The organism is Amycolatopsis sp. cmx-4-61 (assembly GCF_046548775.1).
Taxonomy (GTDB): domain Bacteria; phylum Actinomycetota; class Actinomycetes; order Mycobacteriales; family Pseudonocardiaceae; genus Amycolatopsis.
This window is the reverse complement of record NZ_JAEBEI010000008.1, coordinates 203,551-229,309: the sequence shown is the minus strand read 5'-3', so window position 1 is coordinate 229,309 and position 25,759 is coordinate 203,551. Positions and strand designations below refer to the sequence as shown.

Here is a 25,759-nt window from a genome sequence, read left to right as displayed (position 1 = left end):
CGGCCGGGACGTCGGGCGCGAACTAATTCACGATGACGCTGTCGGGCACCTCGGTGTCGTTCTTCAGCGCGTCGAACAGCTGCTTCGACTTGGCCTTGTCCCAGTTCTCCGCCGACCCGCTGGTCACCGGCACCGTCGTGGTCACCACGCCGCCGGAGGAGATCCCGCGCATCGCGATCGCCAGGCCGGCGAGGTTGTGCACGTGGTCGCCCGAGTCCATGGTCAGTGCGTCCGGGGCCGAGGACAGCAGCGGGAAGAAGTCGAACGGGTTGAGCAGCGTGCCCGGGCTCGCGATCTGGCTGACCAGCGCGCCGATGAACTTGCGCTGGTTGGCGACGCGGTCGAGGTCCGAGCGCGGGGTCGCCGAGCTGTGGCGCATCCGGACGAAGCCCAGCGCCTCGCGGCCGTCCAGCGTCTGCGGGCAGCCGGCCTTGATGCTGATCCCGGTCATCGTGTCGTCCATGTCCTTGTCGATGCACATCTCGACGCCGCCGATCGCGTCGACGATCTTCGCGAACCCGCCGAAGCCGATCTCCGCGTAGTGGTCGATGTGCAGGCCGGTCGCGCCTTCGACGGTCTGGGCGAGCAGCTTCGGGCCGCCGAGCGAGAACGCCGCGTTGATCTTGTTCTTGCCGTGCCCCGGGATCGACACCTGCGAGTCGCGTGGCAGCGACAGCAGCGTCGGCTTGGTGCTGTTGTCCGGCAGGTGCGCGACCATGATCGTGTCGGTGCGCTGGCCGCCGCCGGCCGCGGCGACGTCGCCGGTGGCGAGCCGCTCCTCGTCCGCCTCGGTCAGGCCCTCCCGGCTGTCCGAGCCGACGATCAGCCAGTTCGTCCCCGACGCCGCGACCGGACGGCCGGAGTAGTCGGCCAGCGCGTCGACGCGCTTGATCGAGAACTCGAGGTAGACCCAGATGCCGGCGAGGAACACGACGAACACCAGCACCAGCGCGCCCAGGACCTTGCCGATGCTCCAGCGGCGCCGGCGCGGCGGCCGGGACGGCGGGTAGTCGTCGACCGGACGGCGCGGCGGGTCCTGCCGCGGCGGCGGGGGCGGGGCGTACTCCGGCTCACGGGTGCCCATCGGGCGGGTGCGCTCGTCGTACGGGCTGCGGCCCCGCCCGGGCAGCGGCATCATCTGCGCGCGCTGGTGGTCCCGGGAACGGCCGGCGGGCGGCCGGGGCGGCGGCATCCGGCGCCCGCCGTCGTCGCCACGGTACGTCATCACCATCACCCAATCCCGATCCGGACAAATCTGTCGCCGTCAGTACACCGCACGTCCTCGGAAGGAGGACGCCCGGCACCGGGGTCGGGTTGCGGTTACCGGCCGGTTGCCTCGTAGCCGAACTGGTGGACCTTGAGGTACCCGGACCGGAACCCGGCCTCGGAATAGGCCAGGTAGAACTCCCACATCCGGCGGAAGACGTCGTCGAACCCGAACCCGGCGATGTCGGCCCAGCGGTGCAGGAACCGTTCGCGCCACCACCGTAGCGTGCGCGCGTAGTCCTGGCCGAACTCGCGCATCCCGGCCAGTTTGAGCCGGGTGTTCGCCTTGACGCCCTCCTCGATCGACCGCACCGAGGGGATGAGGCCGCCCGGGAAGATGTACTTGTGGATCCAGCCGTAGGCGCGCGAAGCCGCCAGCATCCGGTCGTGGTCCATGGTGATGGCCTGCAGGCCGAACCGCCCGCCGGGGCGCAGCCGCTCGCCGATCACCCGGTAGAACTCCGGCCAGTAGGACGCGCCGACGGCCTCGATCATCTCGACGCTGACCACGGCGTCGTACCGGCCGCTCGACTCGCGGTAGTCGCACAGCTTCACTTCGACGCGATCGGACAACCCGGCGGCCGCGATGCGTTCGGTGGCCAGCGCGCGCTGCTCCTCCGAGATGGTCAGTGACGTCACGTGCGCGCCGCGGGCGGCCGCGCGGATGGCGAGTTCACCCCATCCGGTGCCGATTTCGAGGACTTCGCTGCCGTCGCGGACGCCGGCGTAGTCCAGCACGCTGTCGATCTTGCGGTGCTGCGCGGCGGTGAGGTCGTCGTCGCCCGGCGCGAACAGCGCGGAGGAGTACGTCATCGACTTGTCGAGGAAGGTGCCGAAGAGGTCGTTGGACAGGTCGTAGTGCCGGTGGATGTTGGCCCGCGCACCCTCGAGGGTGTTCTCTTCGGAGGGCGGCTGCGTCCGCTCGGCGAGGCGGCGGAACTTCTGCAGCACTGGCGGGACGAGGGTGGCCATCCGCTCGGCGAACGGCGTCAGCACGTCGGCCAGGTCGGAGGCGGTCCAGTCACCGGCCATGTAGGACTCGCCGAAGCCGATCTTCGCGTCGACACCGAGGCGGTGGAAGAACGCCGCGGGCCGCAGGATCCGCAGTTCGGGTGCTTCCGGGCCGCCGGCGCCGAGCACGGTGCCGTCCGGGAAGGTCACCCGCACGTCGAGCGGGCGGACCGCGTGGCGGAACAGCGCGGCGGCGATCCGCGCGCGGACCGCCGAGTGCGGCGGGGTGGCCAGGCCCGGCCACCGGGTCCCGTCGGGGACGGCCCGGGCCGACGCCCGGTCAGCGCTCGAAGTGGTCACGGGTACTCCCTCCGGCCGGCCAGGTTCGCCGGTGATCGATCCTAGTCGCCGCACCCCCGCGGCGCGCTTCGCCGAAATGCCCTGTTCGGGGCTCTTTCACACGGGTATCCGCAGCCGTCCCGGCCCGGTCGCGGCCCAGGCGCCGCGCAGCGCTCCGCCGTCGTCCCCGGCGAGCAGCTCCATGGCGAACGCCACCGTCAGCCGGGTCCAGACCCGGGCCCGGCGCAGCATGGCGTGGCCTTCGTTCGCGATCTCGAACCGGGCAACGCGGGCGGCGACCCGGGCGGCCCGTTCGGCGAAGGCGTGCGACTCCGCCGGGCTGGTCATCCGGTCGCGGGTGCCGTGCACGATGAGCACCGAGCGCCCGGCGACGGCGTCGACCGGCTCGCCCCGCGGCGTCCACGGCGCCAGGGCGCAGACCCCGCGCACGGCCGGGTCGTCGGCCACCCGCAGCGCCACCCGTGCCCCCATCGAGTGACCGACCAGCACGACCGGCAGGCCGGGGTGGTCGGCGTGGATGCGCTCGAGGGCCCAGCGGGCGTCCTCGACCGGGTCCTCGGCGGGGGCGTTCCAGCCGTACCGCCGGTTGCGCAGCAGCCGCACCTCGACGCCGTCCCCGGAGCCGGCCCGGTGCAGGGCGTACGCGATCGGCACCATCCGCAGGTAGGCCAGCTTCCAGGGCGCCACGCTGCCGGTTCCCCGCTCCGCGCCGCCGTGCAGCACGAGCACCACGGCCCGCGTGCGCCCGCGCGCGGGCCACACCGACACCGCCGGATCTGCTTCGCCCACCCGTGTCCTCCTGTTCCCCGCTCCCGGGTCAACCTCGGCCCCCACCCGGCTATTCCACCGTGCGAAGTGGTCCGCACGGTAGATTCGGCGGCCGATCCCCGACGGAAGGGTGGGTGTGGTGAGCGCCACGGACATCGCAGGCAGCGTCGCCCGGCAACTGGCGGACGTCCAAGAGGCCAACGCCGACGCGGTGCGGGCCGCGGCGGACCTGGTGCTGGGGGTGATCCGGGCGGACGCACTGGTCTACACCGCGGGCGCCGGGCACTCGCTGGCCGCGGTCGCCGAGACGTTCTACCGGGCCGGGGGGCTGGCCTGCGTCTACCCGCTGTACCACCCCGACCTGCTCCCGCTGCACGGCGCGGTGCCCAGCACGCAGACCGAGCGGCGCAGCGGCCTGGCCGCGGAGGTCCTGGCCGAGCGCGCGCCGGGGCCGGACGACGTCCTGGTGGTGTTTTCGACCTCCGGCGTCAACCCCTACCCCGTCGAGCTGTGCATCGAGGCGCGCCAGCGCGGTGCGGCGGTGATCGCGGTGACGTCGCGGGCGTGCGTGGCCGCGGCACCGCGGCGGTCGTCGAGCACGCTGGTCGAGCAGGGCACGGTCGTGCTGGACTCGCTGGTCCTCCCCGGCGACGCGAGCTACCCGGCGGACGCCCCGCGCACCGCCCCGTTGTCCACTGTGGTCAACGCGTTCCTCTGGAACCTCGTGCTGGCCCAGGTCTACGACCGCGGGACCGCCGAAGGTCTCGACGTCCCGCTGTGGCGAAGCTCCAATGTGGAGGGTGGCGACGAGGCCAACGCCGCACTGCTGGCGAAGTACGGGGAAATCGTCCCCCGCCTGCGGTAGTCCGCCGGAAAGCACTGGCGTCCGAGCGGGCGCGCGCGACCTTCGATGAGAACGCAGCCACGGTCAACACGCGTGATCCAGAAGTCAACACGCGTGATTGGAGGGTCGACACGCGTGATTGGGGGGTCGACACGGCGCCGATATCGTGTCGACCCTTCAATCACGTGAGTTGGCTCGGCAATCACGCGTGCTGACCGTTCGATCACGCGATGGCGGGTTCCTCGTCGGCGAACTGGGTGGCGTGGAGGGTCGCGTAGCGGCCACCCGCGGCGAGGAGCTCTTCGTGGGTGCCGCGCTCGACGATCTCGCCGTGTTCCAGGACCAGGATCTGGTCGGCCGCGCGGACCGTCGACAACCGGTGGGCGATGACCAGGGCCGTGCGGCCCGCGAGGGCGTGGGTCAGGGCCTCGCCGACCGCCGCCTCGGACTCCGAGTCGAGGTGGGCGGTTGCCTCGTCGAGGATGACGACCTTGGGCTGGGCCAGCAGGAGACGCGCGATCGTGAGCCGCTGCCGCTCGCCGCCGGAGAGGCGGTAGCCGCGCTCGCCGACCGTCGTGTCGAGGCCGTCGGGCAGCGAATGCACCAGCTCACCCAGCCGGGCCCGCTCCAGGGCTTCCCAGATCTCGTCGTCGGTGACCTCCGGGCGCGCGTACGCCAGGTTGGCGCGGATCGTGTCGTGGAAGAGGTGGCCGTCCTGCGTGACGACGCCGACGGTTTCCCGCAGCGAAGCGAAAGTCAGGTCCCGGACGTCCACATCGGACAGCCGCACCGACCCGGCGTCGACGTCGTAGAGCCGCGGCAGCAGCGACGCGATCGTCGACTTCCCCGCGCCCGACGACCCGACCAGCGCGACCATCTGCCCGGGCTCGGCCCGGAACGAGATGCCGTGCAGCACCTCCTCGCCCCCGCGGTGGTCGAGCGTGGTGACGTCCTCCAGCGACGCGAGCGAGTACCTGTCCGCCGCCGGGTACCCGAAGCGGACGTCGGAGAACTCGACCGAAACCCCGCCCGCGGGAGTCAGCGAACGCGCGGCGGGCTTCTCCTCGATCATCGGCTTGAGGTCCAGGACCTCGAAGACCCGCTCGAACGACACCAGGGCCGTCATGACGTCGACCCGGACGTTGGCCAGCGCGGTCAGCGGCGCGTACAGCCGGGTCAGCAGCAGCGCCAGCGCGACGACCGTGCCCGGCGCGAGCCTGCCGGTCAGCGCCAGGTACCCGCCCAGGCCGTACACGAGCGCCTGCGCCAGCGCCGAAACCAGGGTCAGGCTGGTCATGAACCAGCGGGTCAGCATCGCGGTCCGGACGCCGATGTCCCGCACCCGCCCGGCCCGTACCCCGAAGTCGTCCGCCTCCTGCACCGGACGGCCGAACAGCTTCACCAGCGTCGCGCCCGGCGCCGAGAACCGCTCGGTCATCTGCGTGGTCATGCCGGCGTTGAGGTTCGCGGCCTCCCGCTGCAGCCCGGCCATCCGGCGGCCGAGCCGGCGCGCCGGGATGACGAAGATCGGCAGCAGCACCAGCGCGATCAGCGTGACCTGCCACGACAGCGTGAGCATGACGGCCAGCGAGAGCGCCAGCTGGATGACGTTGGTGACCAGCCCGGACAGCGTCGCGGTGAACGTCCGCTGCGCGCCGATGACGTCGTTGTTGAGCCGCGAGACGAGCGCACCGGTGCGGGTGCGGGTGAAGAACGCGATCGGCATGCGCTGCACGTGTTCGAAGACCGCACGCCGCAGGTCGTAGATGATGCCCTCGCCGATGCGCGCGGACTGCCACCGCTCGATCAGCCCGAACCCGGCGTCGGCGATCGCCAGCGCGCCGATCACGACCGCGAGCCAGACGACGACCTTGACGTCGTGGCCGCCGACGATCGCGTCGACCACCTTGCCCGCCAGCACGGGTGTCGTCACGGCGAGGACGGCCGAGACGACGGTGAGCACGAGGAAGGCCAGCAGGCGCCGCCAGTGCGGCCGCGCGAAGCGGGCGACGCGCTTCAGCGTGCCGCGGGTGAGCGCCTTCGGCGCGTCGCCGGCGCGCATCGCCGAGCTCCACAGCCCCCACATGTTGTCCACGGGAAACCCCCAGGGTGTCGAAACCTCTAGCTTAGCCGAGGTTTTCGCCGGATATGACCTGGACAACGCCCTCGCTGTCCGTTTGCTTCCCGATGCCGTTCACCCGCCGCGAACGACCTGGTGCAGGGCGGCACGCAGCCGCTCGGCGTCCTCGGCGGAGAGCGGTTCCAGCAGGAGCCCCTCGGCCTGCCGCGTGACTTCCTCCCCCGCCTCGCGGACGCGCTCCCCTTCCGGGGTCAGCACCACGAGGCGCTTGCGGCGATCCCCCGGCGCGACCTCCCGCCGGACCAGCCCCTTGGCCTCCAGTTCGTCGACGAGGGCCACCATCGTCGTCCGGTCGATGCCGAGCCGCGCCGCGCCGTCCTGCTGCGACCGCGCCGGCCCGTCACCGAAGAGGACGAGCAGCGCGAGCTGGCGCCCGGTGATACCGAGCGGGGCGTACAGCGGCTCGGCCAGCTCGGCGAGCCGCAGCTGCGCGTGCTTGAGCAGGTAGCCGAGCCGCTGGGTCACGGCGAGGGGCGCGCTGGACATGGATCGACTCTACACCTATGCTGATCGTCAGTCTTACTGATGATTTTTATAACTGATGATCAGGAGTTCCCGTGACCACGATCGGTCTCAAGCCACCGCAGCAGCACCTCGGCGTCACCGAACTGCGCGAGATCTGGGCGATCGCCGACGACGCCGGTTTCGACGGCTGCTGGGTCTTCGACCACCTCGCCCCGATGGGCCCCGACCGCACCGGCGACGTCTTCGACGGCTGGAGCCTGCTGGCCGCGATGGCCGAAGCGACGAAGCGCGTGCGGATCGGCTGCCTGGTCTCGGGCAACACCAACCGGCACCCGGGCACCTTCGCCAAGATCGCCGCGACCGTCGACCACCTCTCCGGCGGCCGCCTCGACGTCGGCCTCGGCGCCGGCGGCGACACGATGACCGACACGATGATGGGCACGCCCACGCCGTCCGCGGCGGAACGCGTCGCCAGACTGGCCGAGACCTGCGAAATCCTCCGTCTGCTGTGGACGGAGCCGGTGACCTCGTACGACGGCCGCCACTACACCCTGACCGGCGCCATCAGCGACCCGAAGCCCGTCCAACGGCCGAAACCCCCGCTGTGGCTGGGCAGCAGCGGGGAAAAGCGCGGCCTGCGGGTCGTCGCCGAGCACGCCGACGTCTGGCTGAACGCGGCCTTGCTCGGCACGGAAATCGCCGAACTGCAACGGCTTTCGCGCGTGCTGGACGCGCATTGCGCCGCCGTGGGCCGTGCTCCGGCGTCGATCCGCCGGGCCGTCCAGTTCCGGCTCCCGTCCGATGCGGACAGCGCCCTGCGCCTCACGCAGGGCTACGTCGACGCCGGGTTCACCGAACTGGTCCTGATGCCCACCGGCCGCGAAGACGTCGTCGCGGCGTCCGAAGCGGCCGCGAAGCTGCTTCCCCGCCTGCGCGACGTCGGCTGAGACGTCGGCTGAACCGGGCAGCAGTCCCCTCGGTAGCCTGGCGACGTGGGAACGGAGGTGGGCCAGGCGCCCGCATGGCGGCGTGCGGCCCGGCTCTTCACGGCGCCGTCACGCACTTCCGAGGCCGCCCCGCTGCGCTGGGACCTGGGGTTCTACCTGGCCTGCCTGGCTTTCGCGCTGCCGACGGCCCTGGTGTCCGAGTTCTACGGCTACCGCGTCTGGGGCAACTTCGCGACGGTGGCGTACGGCTTCGGCGCGGTGCACAGCGGATACCTGCTGCTGTCCGCACGCCGCGGCCGTACGCCGCGTGGCGCAGCCGGTTCACGCTGGTGCGGCATCGCCGCGGTCGCCCTGTTGGGGATGATCCTCCCGTTGGCCCTCCTCGTGATCCGCCGCCTGACCGGGGTGGACTGGCTGATCACGCCGGTCTCGTGGGCCGCGCAGCCCGAGGTCTGGGTGATCGAGCGGTCCGCGGATCTGCTGCTGCACCACGGAACGCCGTACGTCGACGTCACCGCGCTCGGCCGCGCGCCCGTGGTAAACGATTACACACCGTACGGTCCGGTCATGGCGGTGTTCGGCCTGCCGCGGGCGCTGTTCGGCGGCACGCCGCTGACCGACGCGCTCACCGACGCCCGCTGGATGTTCGCGCTGGCCGCCTGCGCGTGCGTGCTGGGCACGCTGAAGCTGCTGAAGTGGCCCCGGGTGCCGGTCGGTGCCGCCCAGCTCGCGCTGGCCTGCCCGCTCACCGCGCTCACCTGGGCCGTGGCCGGCCCGGACCTGGCGATCGTCGGCCTGCTGGTGCTCAGCTGCGCGCTCGCGGCCACCGGGCGCACCGCCTGGTCGGGCCTGGTGCTGGCCCTGGTCGTCAGCGCGAAGCTCATCGTCGCGCCCGCGGCCGCGGTACTGGCGGTGCTCGTGCTGGTGCGCCGCGGCGGTGTTCGCTCCAAAGCAGGCCCCGACTGGGCGGCACTGGGCCGGTTCGCGGCGGCACTGCTGGCGACGACGGCCGCCCTGCACCTGCCGGTGTACCTGGTCGATCCGGCGGCGTTCGTCGAGCACGTCTTCCGGTTCCCGCTCGGGATGGGCGTCGTGCGGTCGCCCGCGGCCAGTCCGCTGCCGGGCCACCTGATCGCCGGGACCGGGCCGGTCGGTCAGGTCGCGGCGTTCGTGCTCGTCGGCGCCGCGGCCGTGGCCATGGTGGTCTGGCTGGTGCGCCGGCCCCCCGCGAACGGCTCCGGCGCGCTGCTGCGCACCGCCGTCGGACTCGGCGCGTTGATCCTGCTCACCCCGGCCACCCGGTACGGCTACCTGGTGTACCCGCTGGTCCTGCTCGGGGCCCACCTGGCGTTCCGCGCGGCCGAAGTTCCCGCTGCGCCCCCCGCGCAGCAGTCCGCGACTTCTACTTCTTCTTGACCCGGGTGGCCCCGCCGCGCCCCCGCAGCTGGACCCCGGACTCCGACAGCACCCGGTGGACGAACCCGTAGGACCGCCCCGTCGACTCCGCGAGCGCCCGGATGCTCGAGCCCTTCTCGTATTTCTTCTTCAGGTCAGCGGCCAGCTTGTCGCGCGTGTTGCCGGTGATCCGCGCGCCTTTCTTGAGATCAGCCACGTCGATCGCCTTCCCGCCGAGAGTGTTCTGGGCCACATATCGGCCCCTGCCGGGGCAATGATCGAACACTGAGCGCCGGAATGCCAGACGACAGCCGGGAAACAGCCGAAATTGCGATCACATTGGGCCATTCCAGTGCTCTGCGGTCAGCGATCTTGCACCCGAATGGACGCACGCCTCACGCGAGCTGGACAAGCTCGAGGTAGTCCGCCGACCAATGGTCCTCGGTGCCGTCGGGCAGCAGGATGACCCGTTCGGGCTCCAGCGCCTCGACCGCGCCCGGATCGTGGGTCACCAGGACGACGGCGCCGGAGAAGCTGCGCAGGGCGTCCAGGACCTGGGCGCGGCTGGCCGGGTCCAGGTTGTTGGTCGGCTCGTCGAGCAGCAACACGTTGGCAGCACTGGAGACCAGGCCCGCCAGGGCGAGCCGGGTCTTCTCGCCGCCGGAAAGCGTGCCGGCGGCCTGGTCGAGTTGTTCGCCGGTGAAGAGGAAGGAGCCGAGCAGGTTCCGCAACTCCTGCGCGCCGGTGTCCGGAGCGAGATGTCGGATGTTTTCCCACACCGACGCTTCATGATCAAGAGTTTCGTGTTCCTGAGCGTAATAGCCCAAGCGCAATCCGTGACCCGGAACGACGGATCCGGTGTCCGGGGTTTCCATTCCGCCGAGCAACCGGAGCAAAGTCGTCTTTCCCGCGCCGTTCAGCCCGAGTACGACAACCTTCGAACCGCGGTCGATGGCGAGATCGACGCCGGTGAAGATTTCCAGTGAGCCGTAGGACTTCGAGAGCCCTTCGGCGGTGAGCGGCGTGCGGCCACAGGGCGCGGGCTCGGGGAACTTGATCCGGGCGACCTTGTCGGCGTGCCGCGTGTCCTCGAGCGAGGACAGCATCTGCTCGGCGCGGCGGGCCATGTTCTTGGCCGCCACCGCCTTCGTCGCCTTCGCCCCGAGCTTGGCGGCCTGCTGCTGCAGCGCCGAGGCCTTCTTCTCGGCGTTGGCGCGTTCGCGGCGGCGGCGCTTCTCGTCGGTGGCGCGCGCGTCGAGGTAGCGCTGCCAGCCCATGTTGTACAGGTCCAGCTCGCCGCGGGTGGCGTCGAGGAACCACACCTTGTTGACCACGTCGGCCAGCAGCTCGACGTCGTGGCTGATCACGACCAGGCCGCCGTCGTGCTGCTTGAGGAACCCGCGCAGCCAGTTGATGGAGTCGGCGTCGAGGTGGTTGGTCGGCTCGTCGAGCAGCAGGATCGTCTCGGACTTGCCGCCGGCGCCCGCCTCGGCCGCGGCGAACAGGATCCGCGCCAGCTCGACGCGGCGGCGCTGCCCGCCGGAGAGGGTCTGCAGCGTCTGCGCGAGGACGCGGTCGGCCAGGCCCAGGTTGGAGCAGATCCGCGCCGCTTCGCTCTCGGCCGCGTACCCGCCGAGGGAGGCGAAGCGCTCTTCGAGCCGGGCGTAGCGGTTGATGGCCTTGTCGCGCGCGGCTTCGTCGACGAGCTCGGCCATCGAGGCCTGCGCCTTCTCCATGTCGCGCATCAGCTTGTCCAGACCGCGCGCGGACAGCACGCGGTCCTTCGCCGTGACGGACAGATCGCCTTCGCGCGGGTCCTGTGGCAGGTAGCCGAGCTCGCCGGTGCGGCGGACCTCACCGGCGTGCGGCTCGCCTTCGCCGGCGAGGACCTTCAGCGAGGTGGTCTTCCCCGCGCCGTTGCGGCCGACGAGACCGATGCGGTCACCGGGTTGGATGCGGAGCGTGACGCCGTTGAGCAGGATGCGCGAGCCGGCGCGCAGCTCGAGGCCGGTGGCCGTGATCAAGGGAAACTCCCGTGGCAGGGGTGTACGGAGGACAGCGCTTGAAGAGGACAGCGTCGGGCGGCCGCTCGGGCCGCGGCGTCACTCCAGCTGGATATCCACGGAGCCCAGTGTACGGGGCGGTGTCGACGGGATTTTCCGGACGTGTGCGGTCTCACCCGTCGCGCCGCGTGACCTGCACCGACAGCGCCCGCACGGCGGCGTCTTCGAGCACGGCGTAGCTCGGCTCGCCGACGTCGAGCACCCGCGGTTCGGCCCGGGCGAACAGCGGCGCCAGCCGGCGGTCCTCGCCCAGCTCGCCGAGGGCGCGCCGGTCACCGCCGAGCACGACGGCGTCCACTTCGGACAGCCGCGGCACGAGCACTTCGAAGACGTCCTTGGCCGCGTCCTGGAGCGCGTGCCGGGCCTGCCCCGCGCGACGCCGGGCGAAGCGCTGCTGCGACCAGCCGCCCGCGGCGGACCGGCCCTGCACGAGGTGCCGGTCGGTGCGCGAGACCTCGATCCGGCCGTCCCGCGCGATGCCGACGCTGTGCCCGCCCCTCCGCACCACCACGAGCGCGACGCGCCGCGGCACCAGCGCGTGGGCGACCAGCCCGGCCACGGACGGTTCTCCGAGTGGCCCGAACGGGACCGCGGCGGTCGCGGAGGTGCCGTCGGCGGTGGTCACGCGGACCTCGTCCCCGGTGCCCGAGGTGGTCGTGATCCCGCCGTGCCGCTCGGCGAACCGCTCGAACCAGCCCGCCAGGCGCTCGGGCGGCACCTCGACCGCGCGCCCACCACCCGCGACTTCCCTCGGCTTCGCCACGACCCCACGCTACGGCCCCGAGCGCCCCAATGTGGCCTTCGGTGCGTCAGACGCACCCAAGGCGGCCTTCGGTGCGTCACACGCACCGAAGGCCGCCTTGGGGCGCTTGAACTACAGCGGGTGCACCGGGCCGTTGTTCGTCACGCCCCGCACGTTCGACGGCGCTCCGGCCGCCGGGGGCTGCACGAACCCGTTGATGTGCAGGGCGACCGAGCGGATGAAGCCGGTGTCGCCGCCGGCCGCGTCCACCACGCCGAACGTCCACGTGCCGTCGGCGGCCGCGCCGGCGAGGTTGCCGGTCAGGGCCTGCGCCGGCCGCCAGGTGCCGGTGAACGGCGCGTTGGCCGAGGTGACCGTGCTGAACGCGGTCGCCGCGTCGTCGGCGAAGACGACCTGGCACAGGTTCTTGCCCGAACCGCCGTTGCGCTGGAACACCGTCGCCTTCGCCCCCGACGGCGCGGTCAGCGTGCCGACGAGGTCACCGACGTACGAGTGGTTCAGGCCCACCGTCGTCGACGCCGGGTCGGTGCTGCACGTGGTGCCGTCCACGGAGAACGTCACCCTGGACGCGCGGCCGACCCCGCTGACCGGGATGGTCACCGACGCCCCGACCGGGCTGTTGTCCGGGATCGCCACCGGCGCGCCGGTGTAGGCGAAGTCCTGCGCGACCGGCGACGGGGTGCCCACCGGCAGCGAGAACGTCGACGTCGTCGGCGAGTGCGAGCCGGCGAAGGTGACGCGGGCGTTCAGCACCACCGGCACGCCGAGCTGCTGGCTCGCCGGGACGGTGATGGTGAAGTCGTTGACGCCGGTCTGTCCCGGGCTGATGGTGCCGTAGGACTTGGCCCGCGGCGCCACCGTGACCCCCGGGGTCGGGCTGGTCAGCACGACACTGGTCGACACCGCGGTGCCGTCGCCGTCGTTGGTCACCGGCAGCGTCACCTTGGCGGTGTCGCCCGGGTCGAGCGCCGAGCCGCCGTCGGCCGGGGTGACCGTCGGCTGCTTGGCCACCGCGAGGGGCTGCGGGCTGGCGCCGGTGTAGGCCAGCACCTTGTCCGCGAGGATGACGCCGGCGCCGGTGAAGTTGTCCCGGCCCGGGGTCTCGATGTCGACCGCGGTGTTGATCAGCGCTTCGCGCACCTCCGCGGGCGGCAGGCCGGGGTTGCCGGACAGCACGAGCGCGGCGATGGCGGCCGCGTGCGGGGCGGCGGCCGAGGTGCCGAAGAACGGGTTGAACCCGGTCACGCTGGTCTGCACGCCGTCGGCCGCGGTGATCTCCGGCTTGTTCCGGACCTCACCACCGGTCGAGGAGACGTTGCCCGGGGTGATCGGCGTGCCGTTCGCCTCGTAGAACACGCGGCGCGGACCGTCGGAGGTGAACCGCTCGGCCTTGGTGGCGCCGCTGAACGAGCCGGGGTACGGACCCGCCGGGTTGGCCGGGCCGCCCGGCTCCAGGGCCCGGCCGAACGCCTTGGCCGCCGGGGCGGCCGCGACGCTGAAGGCGTCCCGCGCGGCCGAGTGGCCGACCGTCACGCCCGGGGTGTTGTACGCCTTGAGCCCGTCCGCGGAGTCGGAGAAGCGGCCGCGCAGCGCGGAAAGCGACAGGTAGCGGTTCTGGCCGGAGAACTTCACGACCGCCAGGCGCAGCCCGGTGCCGCCGAACGTGGGCGTCTGCAGGATCTCGTAGGGGTCCTGCGTGCCGTCCTGGACGTTCTGGCTGAAGCTGACCACGGCACCCGCGGAGTTGAGCAGGTAGAGGTCGTAGTCGTTGGCGGACGCGCCGAGCGGGTCCGACCAGTGCAGCGTCACCGGCACACCGGCCGAGGACGCGTTCGAGATCGGCTCGTAGATCTGGTTGCCCGCCGCGCCGGCGAAGTTGTGCGCGGTGCCGGCGAACTTGCCGACAGACTTGCCGGAGTCGGCGAAGTCGCCCTCCCAGTGCGCGGCGGTGCCGCTGGCGACGTTGCCTTCGTTGCCCGCGGAGGAGAAGTAGAGCGCGCCGTCGGCGGTCACGTCGTTCACGGCCTGGGCGATGATCCAGTCCTGGAACGGCGATTCCTTGAAGTAGATGACGTCGTCGACGATGACGTCGCAGTGCGACTCGAAGCGCAGCTTGCGGATGTTGTCCGCGAAGCTGGCGTCGGAGTTGAACGCCGAGGCGAAGCCGAGCGCGGCGCGGGGCGCGAGGTCGTGGATGATCTCGAGCATCGCGGTGCCCTCGTCGCCGTCGCCCTCCTGGCCGGCGATGACATCGACGTCCGGCGGGAGTTCGCCCTTGGCCTGGGAAGCGGCCAGGGAGTCGACGCCGTCGGACAGGGCGCACGCCTTCACGCCGACGCCGGTGACGCCGAACTGCTGGCGGGCGAGGTCGGCGTTGTGCGCGCGGTCGCCTTCGCTGACCAGTGGTGCGGCCGCGGCGGCGCTGCGCCGCGATTTGGCGCTGAGAACCTTCTGCAGCTCGCCGGCGATGCGGTCGGCCTTCTGCTGCTTGGTTTCGGCCGGGCTCTGCTCCTTGCCCGTCGTCGCCGGGGCGGCCAGTTCACGGGCGGTCATCGCCTGGTCGGCCTGTTCGACGCGCTTGACGTCACCGCGCGCGGCGATCTCGCTCACCTTGCCGACCGGGAGCTCGGCGCGGACGCTGCCGTACCGGTCGGACACCGCGCGGATGCCCGCCCCGGCCTTGGTGAGCCCGGCGAGCAGGTCCGGCGAGACCTTGCTCGCGCGGATGTCGACGACGACGGTGCCGCCGGCGCTCACGCCGGACTGCAGCGCGTTCAGCTGCTTCCCCAGTCCCTTTTCGGCGACCAGCAGCTTGCTGTCTACTTTGGACTCGGTGGCGGTGCGGCCCGCCTTCACCGCCTGCAGGGCGGCGATCTGCTGTTGCGCGGTCTCGCTGAAGCTGTCCGGTGTGGACGCGGTCGCGGCGCCCGCGGCGGGCGGCGACACGAGGCCGAGGGCGGCGAGCAGTGCCGCGGCCCCGGCGGTCAGGACGGTGGTTCTCGATCTGTTGGAACGGGTACGACGCACGGGCGCCCTCCGATTCTCCAGGCGCGTGCCCCGACTCACGCTGACCGATCGCCGGTGATCACCGGCTGGATCCAGCTAAGTCCCGCGAGTTCTTCGTAAACATCAGCCGTTCGAGTGACAAAGGACGGATAATTTCCCGAATGGGCCGGATGACGTAGGCCGTTCAGCGCAGTGGCGAACCGGTCACCGGACACCTACCGGACAACCGCCCGGCCGCAAGGGGGTCCACGGACCGGGAGTCCACAATCGCCCCCGCCGCCCGCTCAGAGCACGAAGGAATCCGACCACGGCTGCGTGGCCCGTCCGGACAACGCGTCCAGCAGCGTCACCGCCTGCTTGTCCGTCAGCGACGCCACGAAGTCCACCACCGCCCGGCCGCGCGCCAGGCCGCGGACCGCGTCCGCCCCCGTCACCGGTTCACCCGTCGCACCGACCAGCAGCTCCGGCGCCGTGCGCGCCAGCCCCGCGTACTCGGCGCGGGCCAGCTCCACCAGGTCGTGCAGCCGGCGCGGCAGGCGGGAAACCTCGTCGCGGTCGAGCAGCCAGGCGTCGAGCGCGTCGACCAGGCTCGTCACCAAGCCGGCCTGGCCGCGCTGGTGCAGCGCGAGGTCCGGGCGCAGCAGCACGAACCGGCGGTGCACGAACTTCAGCACCTGGACCTCGTGCCACTGGGCGGGCCGCAGCGAGACGTGCCCGGTGCGCGTCGACGGCGCCGGCAGCAGGTACACGCCGTCGACCAGGCGGGCCGTCCAGTTCGCGGAGAACGCCGCCGTCGCCTGCTCCGCCTCGATCGAGCCGTCGAACTCGCCCGCCAGCAAGCCGTCGACCAGCTCGGCGCGCACCCGCGCGACCGCGGCGGCGAACGCGTCGTCGTCGACGATCCAGGCGTCCTTGGCGTGCATGCGGCGGCGGAGGCGTTCCAGCGACCGGCCGGGGCGGCGCAGGTCGGCGTTCAGCGTCTCGTCGTCCAGGGACACGAGTTCGAGCGCGTGCTCGAGCCACTCCCCCAGCTCCGCCGCGACCGGCGCGTGCTGCAGGACGCCGATGCGGTGGAAGTCCTGCAGGTCGTGGATGGCGTAGGCGATGTCGTCGGCGGTGTCCATCACGGACGCTTCGACGGTCTGCTGCCAGCCCTCGACGCGGCCGGCGAAGGCCGCGCGGGCCTGCTCGAAGTCGTCGAGTTCGGTGGCGTAGGCGGAGAACTTCGCCGCGCCGGTGCCGGGCAGGTCGCCGGGCTCGCCCGCGCCGCGGGGCGGCACGGCCAGTTCCGACGGGTGCGGAGCGGGGTGGTGCAGCCGCAGCCACGGGTACTTGAGGACGGCGGCGCGCACCGCGGTGGTCAGGTCGAGCCCGATGGCCGACGGCCCGCGCACGTCGGTCGTGGTGATGATCCGAAACGTCTGCGCGTTGCCCTCGAAGCCGTCGGCGAGGCCGAAGCGGTGCCGGGCGATCCGGTCGAGCGTCTGCTCCCCGAGGTGCCCGAACGGCGGGTGCCCGAGGTCGTGGGCGAGCGCGGCGGCCTCGGCGACGTCCGGGTCGCAGCCGCCGAGCTTGTCGGCGAGGCCGGCGTCGGGCCCGCTGGTGATCCGCTCGGCGATGGCGCGCGCGACCTGCGCGACCTTCAGGCTGTGGGTGAGCCGGTTGTGCAGCAGCCCGGCCCCGCCGGCGCTGACGACCTGCGTGACGCCGCCGAGCCGCGCGAAGAACGGCGACGCGGCGATCCGGTCGCGGTCGATCCGGAACGGGCTGGTCGCCAGGTCGGTGAACCCGCCGACGTTCGCCACGGGATCGCGCCGCGCGGCCCGCGGGTCGGTGTGTTCGCTGCCCTGATCCATGCGCCCGACCTTATCCGCCAGGTTCACCTGAACGGCGGGCAGGCGCGGGGGTACCCCGCAGGCATGTCCCGACGAATGGTGACCGCGGTCGCGGTCCTCGCCTTCGCCCCGGTCGCGTGCGGCGCCCCGGCCGGCAGCCCCGGCACGGCGACCCCCACGAGGACCTCGGCTTCGACCACGACCGCGGCGAAGCTCATCAAGGTCCCGGACGTCTCCGGCATGAACCACCAGGACGCCCAAAACACGATGCAGCGAGCCGGCCTCTACAACCTGCGCGAGGTCGACGGCACCGGCCAGGGCCGCGCGCTGGTGATCGACCGCAACTGGGTCCAGACCGGCCAGAACCCCGCCGCGGGCACCGAAGTCGCCCCCGACACGGTGATCACCCTGACCGCCGTCAAGTACACCGACCGCTGACCCGTGTCGTCCCTTCAATCACACGTGTCGTCCCCCCAATCACACGTGATGGCCCTCCAATCACACGTGATGCCCATTCCGTCACGGATGACGCCCGGCGGCGCCGGCGGCTGTCCGTGCGGCGAGGGGGCACACCCGTGATCGGAGGGGTATCTCGCGTGATTGAAGGGGCATCACTCGTGATTGGGGGGACGACACTGCCGTGGGTCAGGACTCCGGCGGGGTCGTGTACGCCTTCAGGGTGCGGTCGGCCGCTGCGCGGGCCGCGGCCGGGTCCGCACCCGCCGCGACGTCGGCCTCGTACCACGCCTCGCCCGACGCCGTCATGAACCGGATGCCGTCGGGCGACATCATCCAGGACATCGCCGCCTCCGGGTCGACCGCCGTGCCCGGCGCGCGCAGGTGCAGGACCAGGCCGACCAGCGCGCCGTCCCAGCCGATGCCCACCGCGCCCGGGCCGAACTCCTCCCAGCGGTCGTCGATGTGGGCCACGTGCTCCAGCTCGAACCGGGTGCCCTCCCCCTCGGGCGTCAGCCGCACCTCGATCCAGCTGACGTTGCCGCCGAACTCCCAGGTGGCCGCGAAGCTCTTCGGCGGGTCGCAGCGCTCGACCGTGCCGCCCGCGTTGCCCTCCAGGTGGTACTTCCCGCCCACCTCGAGCTCGCCGCTGACCGGCAGGAACCAGCGCGGGATGCGCTCGGGGTTCGTGCAGGCGTCCCACAGGTCGGCGAGGTCGGTGTCGTAGACCTGGCTGATCGTGAGGACGCGGGCCTCCTTCCCCTCGAGCACCCGGTCGCCGAGCGTCCGGCGGACGGCGCTGATCTGGTGGCTGACGTCGATCACGAACCTTCTCCTTGGTTGAGGCGGCGCTCGCGCTTGCCGCGGGCGATTTCGGTGGCCAGCGCGTCCAGCGGCGGCGTCCAGTACCGGCGGAACCGGTCGAGCCAGCCGTCGACGTCACGCAGCGGGGCGTGCCCGACCGCGTACAGCCGCCGGGTCCCGTCCTGACGGACGACGGCGAAGCCGTTCTCCCGCAACACCTTCAGGTGCTGGGAGACGGCCGGCTGCGAGATGCCGAACTCGGCCCGGATCACCTCGGTCACCGCGCCGGCGGCCCGTTCGCCGTCGGCCAGCAGCTCGAGGATCCGGCGGCGGACCGGGTCACCGAGGACGTCGAACGCGTGCACCCGGCCAAGCTACAAGTCGTCACTTATATAAGTCAACGCTGAAACAGGTACGCCGATGGTGGTAACCCTCGGTGAACATCAGACGACATCGGTTCCGCTTCGCCGCGGGAGCCGCGACGATCGGGGCCGTGAAGTCGCCACGCGCGGTCCGCTTCGCCTTCCAGCCGCTGTACAGCCTCCACACCGGCGGCGTGGTGGCGCACGAAGCGCTGGCCAGGCCCGGCCGCGGAACCGTCCCCGAGCTGCTCGCCGAGGCGCGCCGCGAAGGCAGGCTGGCCGAGGCCGACCTCGGGCTCGCGATCGCCGCCGTCCGGCAGGACGCCGAGCACCCGACGTCGCTGCCCCTGCACCTGAACCTCTCGGCCCGCACCCTGGCCGCGCCGCAGGCGATGTACGACGACCTGCTCGAAGAGCTCGGCGACGCCGGCCGCCGCACCCGCGACGTCGTCCTGGAGATCGGCCCGCCGTTCGCGCCGCTGCCCGCGGGCCGCGCGCTCGCCGGGATGCGGGAGCTCACCGAGCTCGGCTTCCGGCTCGCGCTCGACGGCCTGGGCCGCGGCGACCTGCCGCTGGGCCTGCTCGTCGAGGCGCCGATCGACATGGTCAAGCTCGACCGGACGGTCCTGCGCGGGCTGCCGGACGACCCGGCGTCGGCCGCCGTGGTCGAGGCGCTGCTGCACTACACGAACCGCACCGGCACCCGGCTCGTCGCGACCGGCGTGGAGACCGACGCCCAGCTCGACGCCGTCCGCGGCCTCGGCGTCCGGATCGCGCAAGGGCACCTCCTCGCGCCGCCGACCGCGGCCGGGCCCGCGCCGGCGCTGCTGACGCGCGGGCGGCCCGCGGCCGCGGCACCGGCCCCGTGCGTCGGCGACTTCCTCCGCCCGGCGACGACGCTGCCGGAAGCGGCGACCTGCGACGAAGTCCGCGCGGTGCTCGCGGCGGCCGACGCACCGAGCGGCGTGGTCGGCGTCGACGAGCTGAACCGGCCGCGCTGGTCGGTCGACCGGACGCGGTTCCTGGTCGCGGTCACCGGTCCGTACGGGCACGCGCTGCACGCGAAGCGCCCGGCGGCGCGGCTGGCCGACACCCCGCACACGATCGAGGCCCGCGCGGGCGCGATGGAGTTCCTCGAGCTGGTGACCGACGCCGACTGGGGCCGCACCGGCGACGACGTGGTGGTGGTCGACGAACTCGGCCGCTGCCTCGGCGTGGTGCTGGTGACCGAGGTGGTCCGCGGCGTCGCCGAGGCGAAGGTCGAGGCGGCCGCGGCGCTGAACCCGCTGACGCGGCTGCCGGGCAGCGACACGGTCGCCCGTGACGTGGGCCGCCGTATCACGATCGGCGAGCCGTTCGTGGCGGCCTGGCTGGACATCGACGCCTTCAAGGCGGTCAACGACACGGCCGGCTTCGCGGCGGGCGACAACCTGATCCGCGAGCTGGGCGCGGCCCTGACCGACCTCGCCGGCGGCCTGCGCCGGATGCGGGTGAGCCACGTGGGCGGTGACGACTTCCTGGTGGTGTGCGACGTCGACGAGATTGCGACGGTGGCGGCGGCGCTGCTGGACCGCCACTGGTCGGCCGACGGCCTGCCGGTGACGGTGTCGCTGGCGACGCTGGTCTGCGCGAGCGGCGCGATCGGCTCGTACCAGGAGGTTTCGCGGTTGCTGGCGCCGCTGAAGAAGCGCGCGAAGGCGGTCCCGGGGTCGAGCTGGGTGCTGAGCCGCCCGGGTTCGGAGCGGGTGGAAGTGCTGCGCGGCATCGGAACCCGCGGCTTACAGGCCGCCGCGGGCTAGCAGCGCCCCCAAGGCGCTTGGGGCGCGTGGTGCGTTCAGGGCCAGTCGAGCGTCAGCTGCGCCTGGATCGCCGCGGCCGCCCAGGTCACGTACTCCTCGTGCGGCCAGCCGCACACCGTCGTCAGGTGTTCGTACGCCTCGTGGGACGTGATCAACCCGATCGCGTCCGCCAAGCGGCCCACGGAATGTCCCGACGCCAAGCCCGCCGCCGAGAGGCGCTCCGCGATCTCCGCCCGGCGGGCCACCGCCAGTTCCGCGCGGACCGCCGCCACTTCCGCGTCCGCCGCGGCCGCCGTCGTGAACGCCCGCCAGATCGGCAGTGACCCGCGCACCCCCGCCGCCACCCGGGCCACCACCGACGGCAGGTCCGCCGGGCCGGCCGGGCCCGCCAGCGCGGTCAGGTCCACCGCGTCCGGGTCGCCCGCGAAGCCGTCGCGGAACGCCGCCAGCAGCAGCTGCGGCTTGCGGCCCGTCTGCGTCACCGTCTCCAGGCTCACCCCGGCCTCCGCGGCGATCTGCCGCATGCTCGTGCCCGCGTAACCCCGCGTGGCGAACAACTTCCCCGCCGTCGCCACCACGTGCGCCCGCGTCCGGCGCGCGCGGGCTTCGCGCACCGGCGACTCGTACCGGCGCCGCGCTCCTTCGGGTATCGTCATCAATTGGATGGTACAGCGTATCGCTCAAAGGGGGAGTCATGACCCGCGTCCTCGTCTGCGTCCACCCCGCTCGTGGCCACACCGGCCCCACGAAACCGATCGTCGAAGCCCTGGTCACCGCCGGGCACGAGGTCACCGTCGTCACCGGTGCCCGGTACCGGGAGACGTTCGAAAAGCTGGGCGCCACCGTCGACGTCCTGCCCCCGGAAGCCGACTTCGACGAGACCGACCTCGACGGCTCGGTCCCCGGCCGCGCCGGGCTGAGCGGGCTGAAGCTCGCCCGGTTCGAACTGACGCACTTCGTCCGCGCGATGCCCGCCCAGCTCAGCGTGGTCGACCGGCACGAGGCCGACGTCGTCCTGTGCGACCCGCTCTTCATGGCAGGGCTGGCCCTCGTCCTCCGCGAGCACCGGCCCCGAGTTCTGACCCTGGGGTTCCTGCCGTTCCTGCCACCCGTTCCGACCGGCCCGCCCGGGCACCCCGTGCGCGCCGCGCTCCTCGAGACGCTGGCGCCGTGGCTGCTCGCACCCGCCCAGCGAGAGGCCGGCAAGCTGCTGGGCGGCGACCCCGGGATGCCGTTCACGGACTGGCCGCTGCGCAGCGACGGCGTGCTGCAGATGACCTGCCGGGGCTTCGAGTACCCCCGCGCCGGCGTCCCCCTGCACTTCATCGGGCCCACCACGCGGAGCCGCGCCGACGAACACCCGCTGCCCCCGTGGTGGGCCGACCTGGACGGCGGCCGGCCGGTGGTGCACGTGACCCAGGGGACGGTGGCGAACGACGACCTCGGCCGGCTCGTCGAACCCGCCATCGACGCACTGGCCGGCGAAGACGTCCTGGTGGTCGCGACGACGTGCGGGACCCCGGTGCGGCCCGGCCCCCTGCCGGGCAACGTGCGGGTCGCCGACTTCCTGCCGTACGACGAGCTGCTTCCCCGCTGCGCCGCGATGGTCAGCAACGGCGGGTACGGCGGGGTCAACCACGCCCTCCGCTACGGCGTGCCGCTGGTGGTCGTCGGGGCCAGCGAGGACAAGCGCGAGGTCGCCGCCCGGGTGGCCTGGTCCGGGGCCGGGATCGGGCACGCGCGCGCCTCGGCGTCGCCGCGGACGCTGCGGCGAGCCGTCCGCAAGGTGCTGGCGGATCCCCGCTACCGCCACCGCGCCCGGGAACTGGCCGCCGAAATGGCGGCCGGCCCGGCGATGGACGAAGTCGTCGAGCTGATCACCGGCTGAGCGGCTCGTGCGCGGCCAGGTAGCTCGCGAACCGCTCGTCGACCTCCTCGGCCGTCAGGCCGAAGTCCGCCAGGCTGTACCGGTGCACCGGTTTCCGGTCCCCCGTCCGGCTCGTCTCGTGCACCGCCGCCATCGCCGCCCGTGCCTCCGGCGTGAAGTCCAGTCCGAAGTGGTCGTACACAGTGGACACCGTGCCGATCGGGTCCGCCACGAAGTCCTCGTACCGCACGTCGCAGAACTGCGCCGGGTCGTGCCGCGCGCGGGCCCAGCCGAACTCGTCCGCCCCACGCGCCCACAGGTCGAGCTGCCCGCGCCCGATGACTTCGCCGCGGAACTTGGCCGACCAGCCGTCCGCGGCCTGCTCGGCGAGGCTGCACATCGACGCCATGATCGTGCGCGGCGCCCGGTGCGTCTGGATCACCAGCGCGTCCGGGTAGTTCGCCATCAGCGCGTCCAGGGCGAACAGGTGGCTGGGGTTCTTGAGCACCCAGCGCTTGCCCGCGTCCGGCAGCCCGATCAGCTGCAGGTTCCGCTTGTGCCGCGCGTAGGCGTCCGTCCAGTCCTGTTTGGCCAGCCAGCGCGAGTACCGCGGCAGGTGCGCCAGGCACTCGAAGGACACCGAGCGCATCGACTGGCGCAGCAGCTGCCAGCACTCCTCGACCTGGTCGGCCGACATGTGGTGGACGCCCATGAACTCCGGGTGCTCGACGTGGTGACGTTCGTAGCCGGCCTGGATTCCCCGGAAGATCGGGTTCTCCGCCCACGTTTCCCGCGGCGGCCGCGGCTGCGGGACTTCGGCGAGCCACACCTCGAGGCCCTGGTGCGCCGGGTCCTCGGCGAGCAGCCGGTGCAGGGCCGTCGTGCCGGTGCGGGGCAGCCCGGTGACGAAGATCGGCCGCTCGACGCGGACGTCCGCGTACCCCGGATTCTGCTTCCACGACGCCTCGCTCAGCAGCCGCGCGACCAAGGCGCCGCGCAGGAACGCCCGGTGCACCTTGTTGCCGTACGGCGTCAGTTCCGCGTCCGCCTCGTACGACTCCAGCAGCACGCGCAGGCCCTCGAGGTATTCGTCCGAGCCGAAGTCGGCGAGCCCGGTGAGCTTCGCCGCCGAGGCGTGCAGGTCCTCGACGGTGCCCACGTCTTCCCGGCCGGGGAGCATCGAACCTCCTAGTGGTGGTACTCGCCGCCGTTGACGTCGAGGCACTGCCCGGTGATCGCGCGGGCCATCGGCGAGGCGAGGAACACCACGGCGTCGGCGATCTCGTCGGGTTCCGGCAGTTTGCGGAGGTCCGTTGTGGACGCCGTTTCGGCGTAGACCCCTTCGGGGGTGATGCCGCGTTCCTTGGCCAGGTAGGCGAAGTACCACTGGAGGTTCGGGCCCCAGATGTACCCGGGCGCGACGGTGTTGACGCGCACGCCGTCCGGCCCGAGCTCGCTGGCGAGGCTCCGGGCCAGTGACAGCAGCGCCGACTTGGCCATCTTGTAGGCGCCGAACGTCCGCCGCGAGTGCCGCAGCACGGCCGAGTTGACCATCACCAGCGAGCCCTTGCTCTCCTTGAGCGCGGGCAGGAACAGCCGGGTCAGCCGGAGCACGGAGATCGCCGCCGTCTCGAACCCCGCGCGGACCGCGTCGAGGTCCACAGTGGCCAGGTCGGTCAGGGGCGGGACGGCGAAGGCGTTGTGCACCACCGTGTCCACCCGGCCGAACGCCTCGACCGCCGCGCGCACCAGGTTCGCCGCGGAGTCGGCGTCGTCGATGTCGGTGCGGACCGCGACCGCCCGGCGCCCGAGGTCGGTCACCTCCTTCGCCACCTCGGTCAGCCGCGACTCGGTGCGCGCGGCGAGCACGACGTCCGCGCCCGCCTCGGCGCTGCGCACGGCGATCGACCGCCCGAGCCCCGGGCCGATGCCCGAGACCACGACCACCTTGTCCTGCAGCAAACCGGCCACGCTCACCCCAGCATCCGGGCGGCGACGGCGTCCTGCCGGGCCGCGATCCTCGCCGCCCACTGCTCCGGCGTCACGCGCGCGTCGGAGTGGTAGGGCAGCCGATCGGGCAGTTCGTCGGTCTTGACCACCTCGACGACCGGGCCGTCGTCCGGGCCGAGGTCGCGGGCGAGCCGCTGCCAGCGGATCTGGACGTACCCGCGGTCGTGGCCGGTGAGTTCCAGCCAGTTCGCCAGCCCGGGGTCGCGCTCGGCGATGACGAACCGGAGCTTGCCGTCCGGGTCGACGCGGGCCTGGTCGGCGGTGAGGCTCGTCTGGTGGTTGATGTAGTCGAGCGAGACGTACCAGAGGCTGCCGAGCTGGATGCCCTGGTAGGGCGCGTCCGCGCAGCGCGGCACGGTGACGATCATCGCCTCTTCGCCGCTCAGCTCGTAGTGCCCGGCCGAGGAGAACTGCGTGGTGAGCCCGCCGGGTGTCGAGCGCGGCTCGGTCAGCGTGTTCACCGGCAGGTCGTCGTAGAACCACTTCGGGAAGGCCAGGAACGTCTTCAGCCGGCTCAGCAGGATCTTGCCGGTGACGCCGTAGCGCTTGGCCAGCGCGGTCCGGTCCGGCACCGGCGGCGCCTGGCCCGCCGTGTCGACGCACCGGATGCGGATCTCGCCCCGGCGTTCGGTCGCCCAGTCGCTGTATACCTCGCGGACGACGAGCATCGACGAACCTTCGCCGAGGACGAAGTAGTTCGGGCCCGGGTTCTCGCGAGCCGGGCCGAAGCGCAGCTCGAACCGGCCGTCCGGGCCGATCTCGATCGCGCGGTCGTCGAACGCCGCAAGGCTGTCGGGCACCTCGACCGGCGAATAGTCGCCGTTGAGGACCTGGAAGCTCAGGTCGGCGGTGGTCCCGCGGACGCCGGTCACCAGGTACTCGCGGTCGGCGCGGATGTTCGCGTTGAAGTACAGCGTGTCCGGGTTGTCCAGCCCCATCTTCGTGTAGGGCCCGGTGGAGGCGGTGAAGTACGGGAAGTCGCGCTGGTAGGCCCAGGCCATCTGCAGCGACGCCCGGATGCTGCCGGCGAGGTAGTCGTAGCCCTCGAGCAGACCCTGCTCGGTCTGCGCCGGCGGGGCCGCGGCGATCAGCTTCTCGGCCTCGGCGATGGCGTCGGCGAACGGCCGGGTCAACGAGAACTCGTTCTCGATCATGCCGGAACGGCCCAGCGGTTCGCGAGCAGCCGGAAGCCCGGGAGCGCGTCCCAGGACAGCATCGACTCGTAGGTCCGGACGTACCCGATGTGGGACATCCGCCAGGCCCCGTCGGCGTCGCGGCGGTAGGTGTCCTCGTAGAACGCGGCGCCTTCGATGATCACCTTGTGCTCGGGCACGATGACCTTGTCGGTGAACGACCACCGCCCGGTCGCGGTGTCGCCGTCGACCTCGATCTCGGGCTGACCTGCGTGGTGCACCGTGATGATGCCGTTGCCGAGGCTCTCGGTCAGGAAGCCGACGATGGCGTCACGGCCCTCGAACTGCTTCCCGTCGCCGCCCACGGCGTGCGTCCCGTAGTCGGCCGTGGCGTCGGCGGTGAACGTGTCGGCCACCTCGTCCCACAGCTTCAGGTCCACCCCGCGCAGGTAGCGGTACTTCAGCCGCTTGATCTCTTCGAGTACGACCAGGTCCATCTCCCCAGGGTCCCGCACCGCTTGACCG

Annotated in this window: 23 protein-coding genes; 6 read left to right on the top strand and 17 right to left on the bottom strand. The window is 72.3% G+C overall.

What is annotated here, in order from left to right:
* Window positions 1–22: 22 nt before the first annotated feature.
* The 3 genes from ACLJOU_RS23905 to ACLJOU_RS23895 form a co-directional block, all read right to left on the bottom strand.
* Entirely contained in the window at window positions 23–1,231 is a 1,209-nt protein-coding gene (locus tag ACLJOU_RS23905) for an LCP family protein (RefSeq protein WP_410570041.1), read from the bottom strand.
* An 89-nt stretch (window positions 1,232–1,320) separates the two neighbouring features.
* Window positions 1,321–2,577 carry a class I SAM-dependent methyltransferase gene (locus ACLJOU_RS23900; RefSeq protein WP_410570039.1) on the bottom strand — a complete coding sequence of 419 codons (1,257 nt, stop codon included), beginning with the start codon at window positions 2,575–2,577 and terminating at the stop codon, window positions 1,321–1,323.
* A gap of 96 nt (window positions 2,578–2,673) precedes the next feature.
* Window positions 2,674–3,366: an alpha/beta hydrolase gene (locus ACLJOU_RS23895; RefSeq protein WP_410570038.1), complete on the bottom strand. Its 693-nt coding sequence runs from the start codon at window positions 3,364–3,366 to the stop codon at window positions 2,674–2,676.
* Between the two features lie 115 nt (window positions 3,367–3,481).
* On the opposite strand from ACLJOU_RS23895, the gene ACLJOU_RS23890 reads away from it, so the two are divergent.
* Window positions 3,482–4,210 (top strand): SIS domain-containing protein, encoded by a 729-nt coding sequence (locus ACLJOU_RS23890; RefSeq protein ID WP_410570036.1) that lies wholly within the window; start codon window positions 3,482–3,484, stop codon window positions 4,208–4,210.
* Window positions 4,211–4,412: 202 nt separating this feature from the next.
* On the opposite strand, the gene ACLJOU_RS23885 is transcribed toward ACLJOU_RS23890, so the two are convergent.
* Together ACLJOU_RS23885 and ACLJOU_RS23880 are read right to left on the bottom strand one after the other, a co-directional pair.
* The gene (locus tag ACLJOU_RS23885) at window positions 4,413–6,284 is read right to left on the bottom strand and encodes an ABC transporter ATP-binding protein (RefSeq protein ID WP_410570035.1); all 1,872 of its coding nucleotides are present in this window, start codon (window positions 6,282–6,284) and stop codon (window positions 4,413–4,415) included.
* Between the two features lie 99 nt (window positions 6,285–6,383).
* Window positions 6,384–6,815, bottom strand: a complete 432-nt coding sequence (locus ACLJOU_RS23880) for a MarR family winged helix-turn-helix transcriptional regulator (RefSeq protein WP_410570033.1) — start codon at window positions 6,813–6,815, stop codon at window positions 6,384–6,386.
* A gap of 71 nt (window positions 6,816–6,886) precedes the next feature.
* Here ACLJOU_RS23880 and ACLJOU_RS23875 point away from each other — a divergent pair, with 71 nt between their 5' ends.
* Both ACLJOU_RS23875 and ACLJOU_RS23870 read left to right on the top strand, forming a co-directional pair.
* Window positions 6,887–7,741, top strand: a complete 855-nt coding sequence (locus ACLJOU_RS23875; protein WP_410570032.1) for an LLM class flavin-dependent oxidoreductase — start codon at window positions 6,887–6,889, stop codon at window positions 7,739–7,741.
* A 45-nt stretch (window positions 7,742–7,786) separates the two neighbouring features.
* The gene (locus ACLJOU_RS23870) at window positions 7,787–9,157 is read left to right on the top strand and encodes a glycosyltransferase 87 family protein (RefSeq protein WP_410570030.1); all 1,371 of its coding nucleotides are present in this window, start codon (window positions 7,787–7,789) and stop codon (window positions 9,155–9,157) included.
* Here the strand turns inward: ACLJOU_RS23870 and ACLJOU_RS23865 are convergent.
* The 5 genes from ACLJOU_RS23865 to ACLJOU_RS23845 form a co-directional block, all read right to left on the bottom strand.
* Window positions 9,144–9,353 (bottom strand): helix-turn-helix domain-containing protein, encoded by a 210-nt coding sequence (locus tag ACLJOU_RS23865; protein ID WP_003071237.1) that lies wholly within the window; start codon window positions 9,351–9,353, stop codon window positions 9,144–9,146. The two genes, ACLJOU_RS23870 and ACLJOU_RS23865, sit on opposite strands and share 14 nt — an antisense overlap.
* 178 nt (window positions 9,354–9,531) lie before the next feature.
* Window positions 9,532–11,160 (bottom strand): ABC-F family ATP-binding cassette domain-containing protein, encoded by a 1,629-nt coding sequence (locus tag ACLJOU_RS23860; protein ID WP_410570027.1) that lies wholly within the window; start codon window positions 11,158–11,160, stop codon window positions 9,532–9,534.
* A gap of 151 nt (window positions 11,161–11,311) precedes the next feature.
* The gene (locus ACLJOU_RS23855; protein ID WP_410570025.1) at window positions 11,312–11,962 is read right to left on the bottom strand and encodes an acVLRF1 family peptidyl-tRNA hydrolase; all 651 of its coding nucleotides are present in this window, start codon (window positions 11,960–11,962) and stop codon (window positions 11,312–11,314) included.
* Window positions 11,963–12,073: 111 nt separating this feature from the next.
* On the bottom strand, window positions 12,074–14,989 hold the full coding sequence (locus ACLJOU_RS23850) for a S8 family serine peptidase (RefSeq protein WP_410570023.1): 2,916 nt from the start codon (window positions 14,987–14,989) through the stop codon (window positions 12,074–12,076).
* A 263-nt stretch (window positions 14,990–15,252) separates the two neighbouring features.
* Complete coding sequence (locus ACLJOU_RS23845; protein WP_410570021.1) at window positions 15,253–16,824, bottom strand: deoxyguanosinetriphosphate triphosphohydrolase family protein; 1,572 nt, start codon at window positions 16,822–16,824, stop codon at window positions 15,253–15,255.
* Between the two features lie 63 nt (window positions 16,825–16,887).
* Between ACLJOU_RS23845 and ACLJOU_RS23840 the strand changes: the two genes are divergently transcribed.
* Window positions 16,888–17,241 carry a PASTA domain-containing protein gene (locus tag ACLJOU_RS23840; RefSeq protein ID WP_410570019.1) on the top strand — a complete coding sequence of 118 codons (354 nt, stop codon included), beginning with the start codon at window positions 16,888–16,890 and terminating at the stop codon, window positions 17,239–17,241.
* A 207-nt stretch (window positions 17,242–17,448) separates the two neighbouring features.
* Here the strand turns inward: ACLJOU_RS23840 and ACLJOU_RS23835 are convergent, their stop codons facing one another.
* Complete coding sequence (locus ACLJOU_RS23835) at window positions 17,449–18,084, bottom strand: SRPBCC family protein (protein WP_410570017.1); 636 nt, start codon at window positions 18,082–18,084, stop codon at window positions 17,449–17,451.
* Entirely contained in the window at window positions 18,081–18,428 is a 348-nt protein-coding gene (locus ACLJOU_RS23830) for an ArsR/SmtB family transcription factor (protein WP_410570015.1), read from the bottom strand. Before ACLJOU_RS23830 ends, ACLJOU_RS23835 begins: the two co-directional genes overlap by 4 nt.
* Window positions 18,429–18,556: 128 nt before the next feature.
* Here ACLJOU_RS23830 and ACLJOU_RS23825 point away from each other — a divergent pair, with 128 nt between their 5' ends.
* Window positions 18,557–20,224 (top strand): GGDEF domain-containing protein, encoded by a 1,668-nt coding sequence (locus tag ACLJOU_RS23825; protein WP_410570013.1) that lies wholly within the window; start codon window positions 18,557–18,559, stop codon window positions 20,222–20,224.
* A gap of 35 nt (window positions 20,225–20,259) precedes the next feature.
* On the opposite strand, the gene ACLJOU_RS23820 is transcribed toward ACLJOU_RS23825, so the two are convergent.
* A complete protein-coding gene (locus tag ACLJOU_RS23820; protein ID WP_410570012.1) occupies window positions 20,260–20,880 on the bottom strand; it encodes a TetR/AcrR family transcriptional regulator in 621 nt (206 codons plus the stop codon).
* A 38-nt stretch (window positions 20,881–20,918) separates the two neighbouring features.
* On the opposite strand from ACLJOU_RS23820, the gene ACLJOU_RS23815 reads away from it, so the two are divergent.
* A complete protein-coding gene (locus ACLJOU_RS23815; protein ID WP_410570010.1) occupies window positions 20,919–22,112 on the top strand; it encodes a glycosyltransferase in 1,194 nt (397 codons plus the stop codon).
* On the opposite strand, the gene ACLJOU_RS23810 is transcribed toward ACLJOU_RS23815, so the two are convergent.
* Genes ACLJOU_RS23810 through ACLJOU_RS23795 form a run of 4 tightly spaced genes read right to left on the bottom strand, consistent with a single transcriptional unit; the run spans window position 22,102 to window position 25,731 of the window.
* Window positions 22,102–23,271, bottom strand: a complete 1,170-nt coding sequence (locus tag ACLJOU_RS23810) for a sulfotransferase family protein (protein ID WP_410570009.1) — start codon at window positions 23,269–23,271, stop codon at window positions 22,102–22,104. The genes ACLJOU_RS23815 and ACLJOU_RS23810 overlap by 11 nt on opposite strands.
* A gap of 8 nt (window positions 23,272–23,279) precedes the next feature.
* Window positions 23,280–24,068 (bottom strand): SDR family oxidoreductase, encoded by a 789-nt coding sequence (locus ACLJOU_RS23805; RefSeq protein WP_410570008.1) that lies wholly within the window; start codon window positions 24,066–24,068, stop codon window positions 23,280–23,282.
* Window positions 24,065–25,255 (bottom strand): hypothetical protein, encoded by a 1,191-nt coding sequence (locus ACLJOU_RS23800; protein WP_410570006.1) that lies wholly within the window; start codon window positions 25,253–25,255, stop codon window positions 24,065–24,067. Before ACLJOU_RS23800 ends, ACLJOU_RS23805 begins: the two co-directional genes overlap by 4 nt.
* Window positions 25,252–25,731, bottom strand: a complete 480-nt coding sequence (locus tag ACLJOU_RS23795) for a nuclear transport factor 2 family protein (protein ID WP_410570005.1) — start codon at window positions 25,729–25,731, stop codon at window positions 25,252–25,254. The genes ACLJOU_RS23800 and ACLJOU_RS23795 overlap by 4 nt, the downstream gene beginning before the upstream one ends.
* Window positions 25,732–25,759 lie beyond the last annotated feature (28 nt).

Bases quoted from the DNA above. Each gene is read 5' to 3' on its own strand.
- ACLJOU_RS23840 (WP_410570019.1), top strand. From the start codon at position 16,888: ATGTCCCGACGAATGGTGACCGCGGTCGCGGTCCTCGCCTTCGCCCCG.
- ACLJOU_RS23815 (WP_410570010.1), top strand. From the start codon at position 20,919: ATGACCCGCGTCCTCGTCTGCGTCCACCCCGCTCGTGGCCACACCGGC.
- ACLJOU_RS23800 (WP_410570006.1), bottom strand. From the start codon at position 25,255: ATGATCGAGAACGAGTTCTCGTTGACCCGGCCGTTCGCCGACGCCATC.
- ACLJOU_RS23905 (WP_410570041.1), bottom strand. From the start codon at position 1,231: ATGGTGATGACGTACCGTGGCGACGACGGCGGGCGCCGGATGCCGCCG.
- ACLJOU_RS23795 (WP_410570005.1), bottom strand. From the start codon at position 25,731: ATGGACCTGGTCGTACTCGAAGAGATCAAGCGGCTGAAGTACCGCTAC.
- ACLJOU_RS23810 (WP_410570009.1), bottom strand. From the start codon at position 23,271: ATGCTCCCCGGCCGGGAAGACGTGGGCACCGTCGAGGACCTGCACGCC.
- ACLJOU_RS23845 (WP_410570021.1), bottom strand. From the start codon at position 16,824: ATGGATCAGGGCAGCGAACACACCGACCCGCGGGCCGCGCGGCGCGAT.
- ACLJOU_RS23880 (WP_410570033.1), bottom strand. From the start codon at position 6,815: ATGTCCAGCGCGCCCCTCGCCGTGACCCAGCGGCTCGGCTACCTGCTC.
- ACLJOU_RS23820 (WP_410570012.1), bottom strand. From the start codon at position 20,880: ATGACGATACCCGAAGGAGCGCGGCGCCGGTACGAGTCGCCGGTGCGC.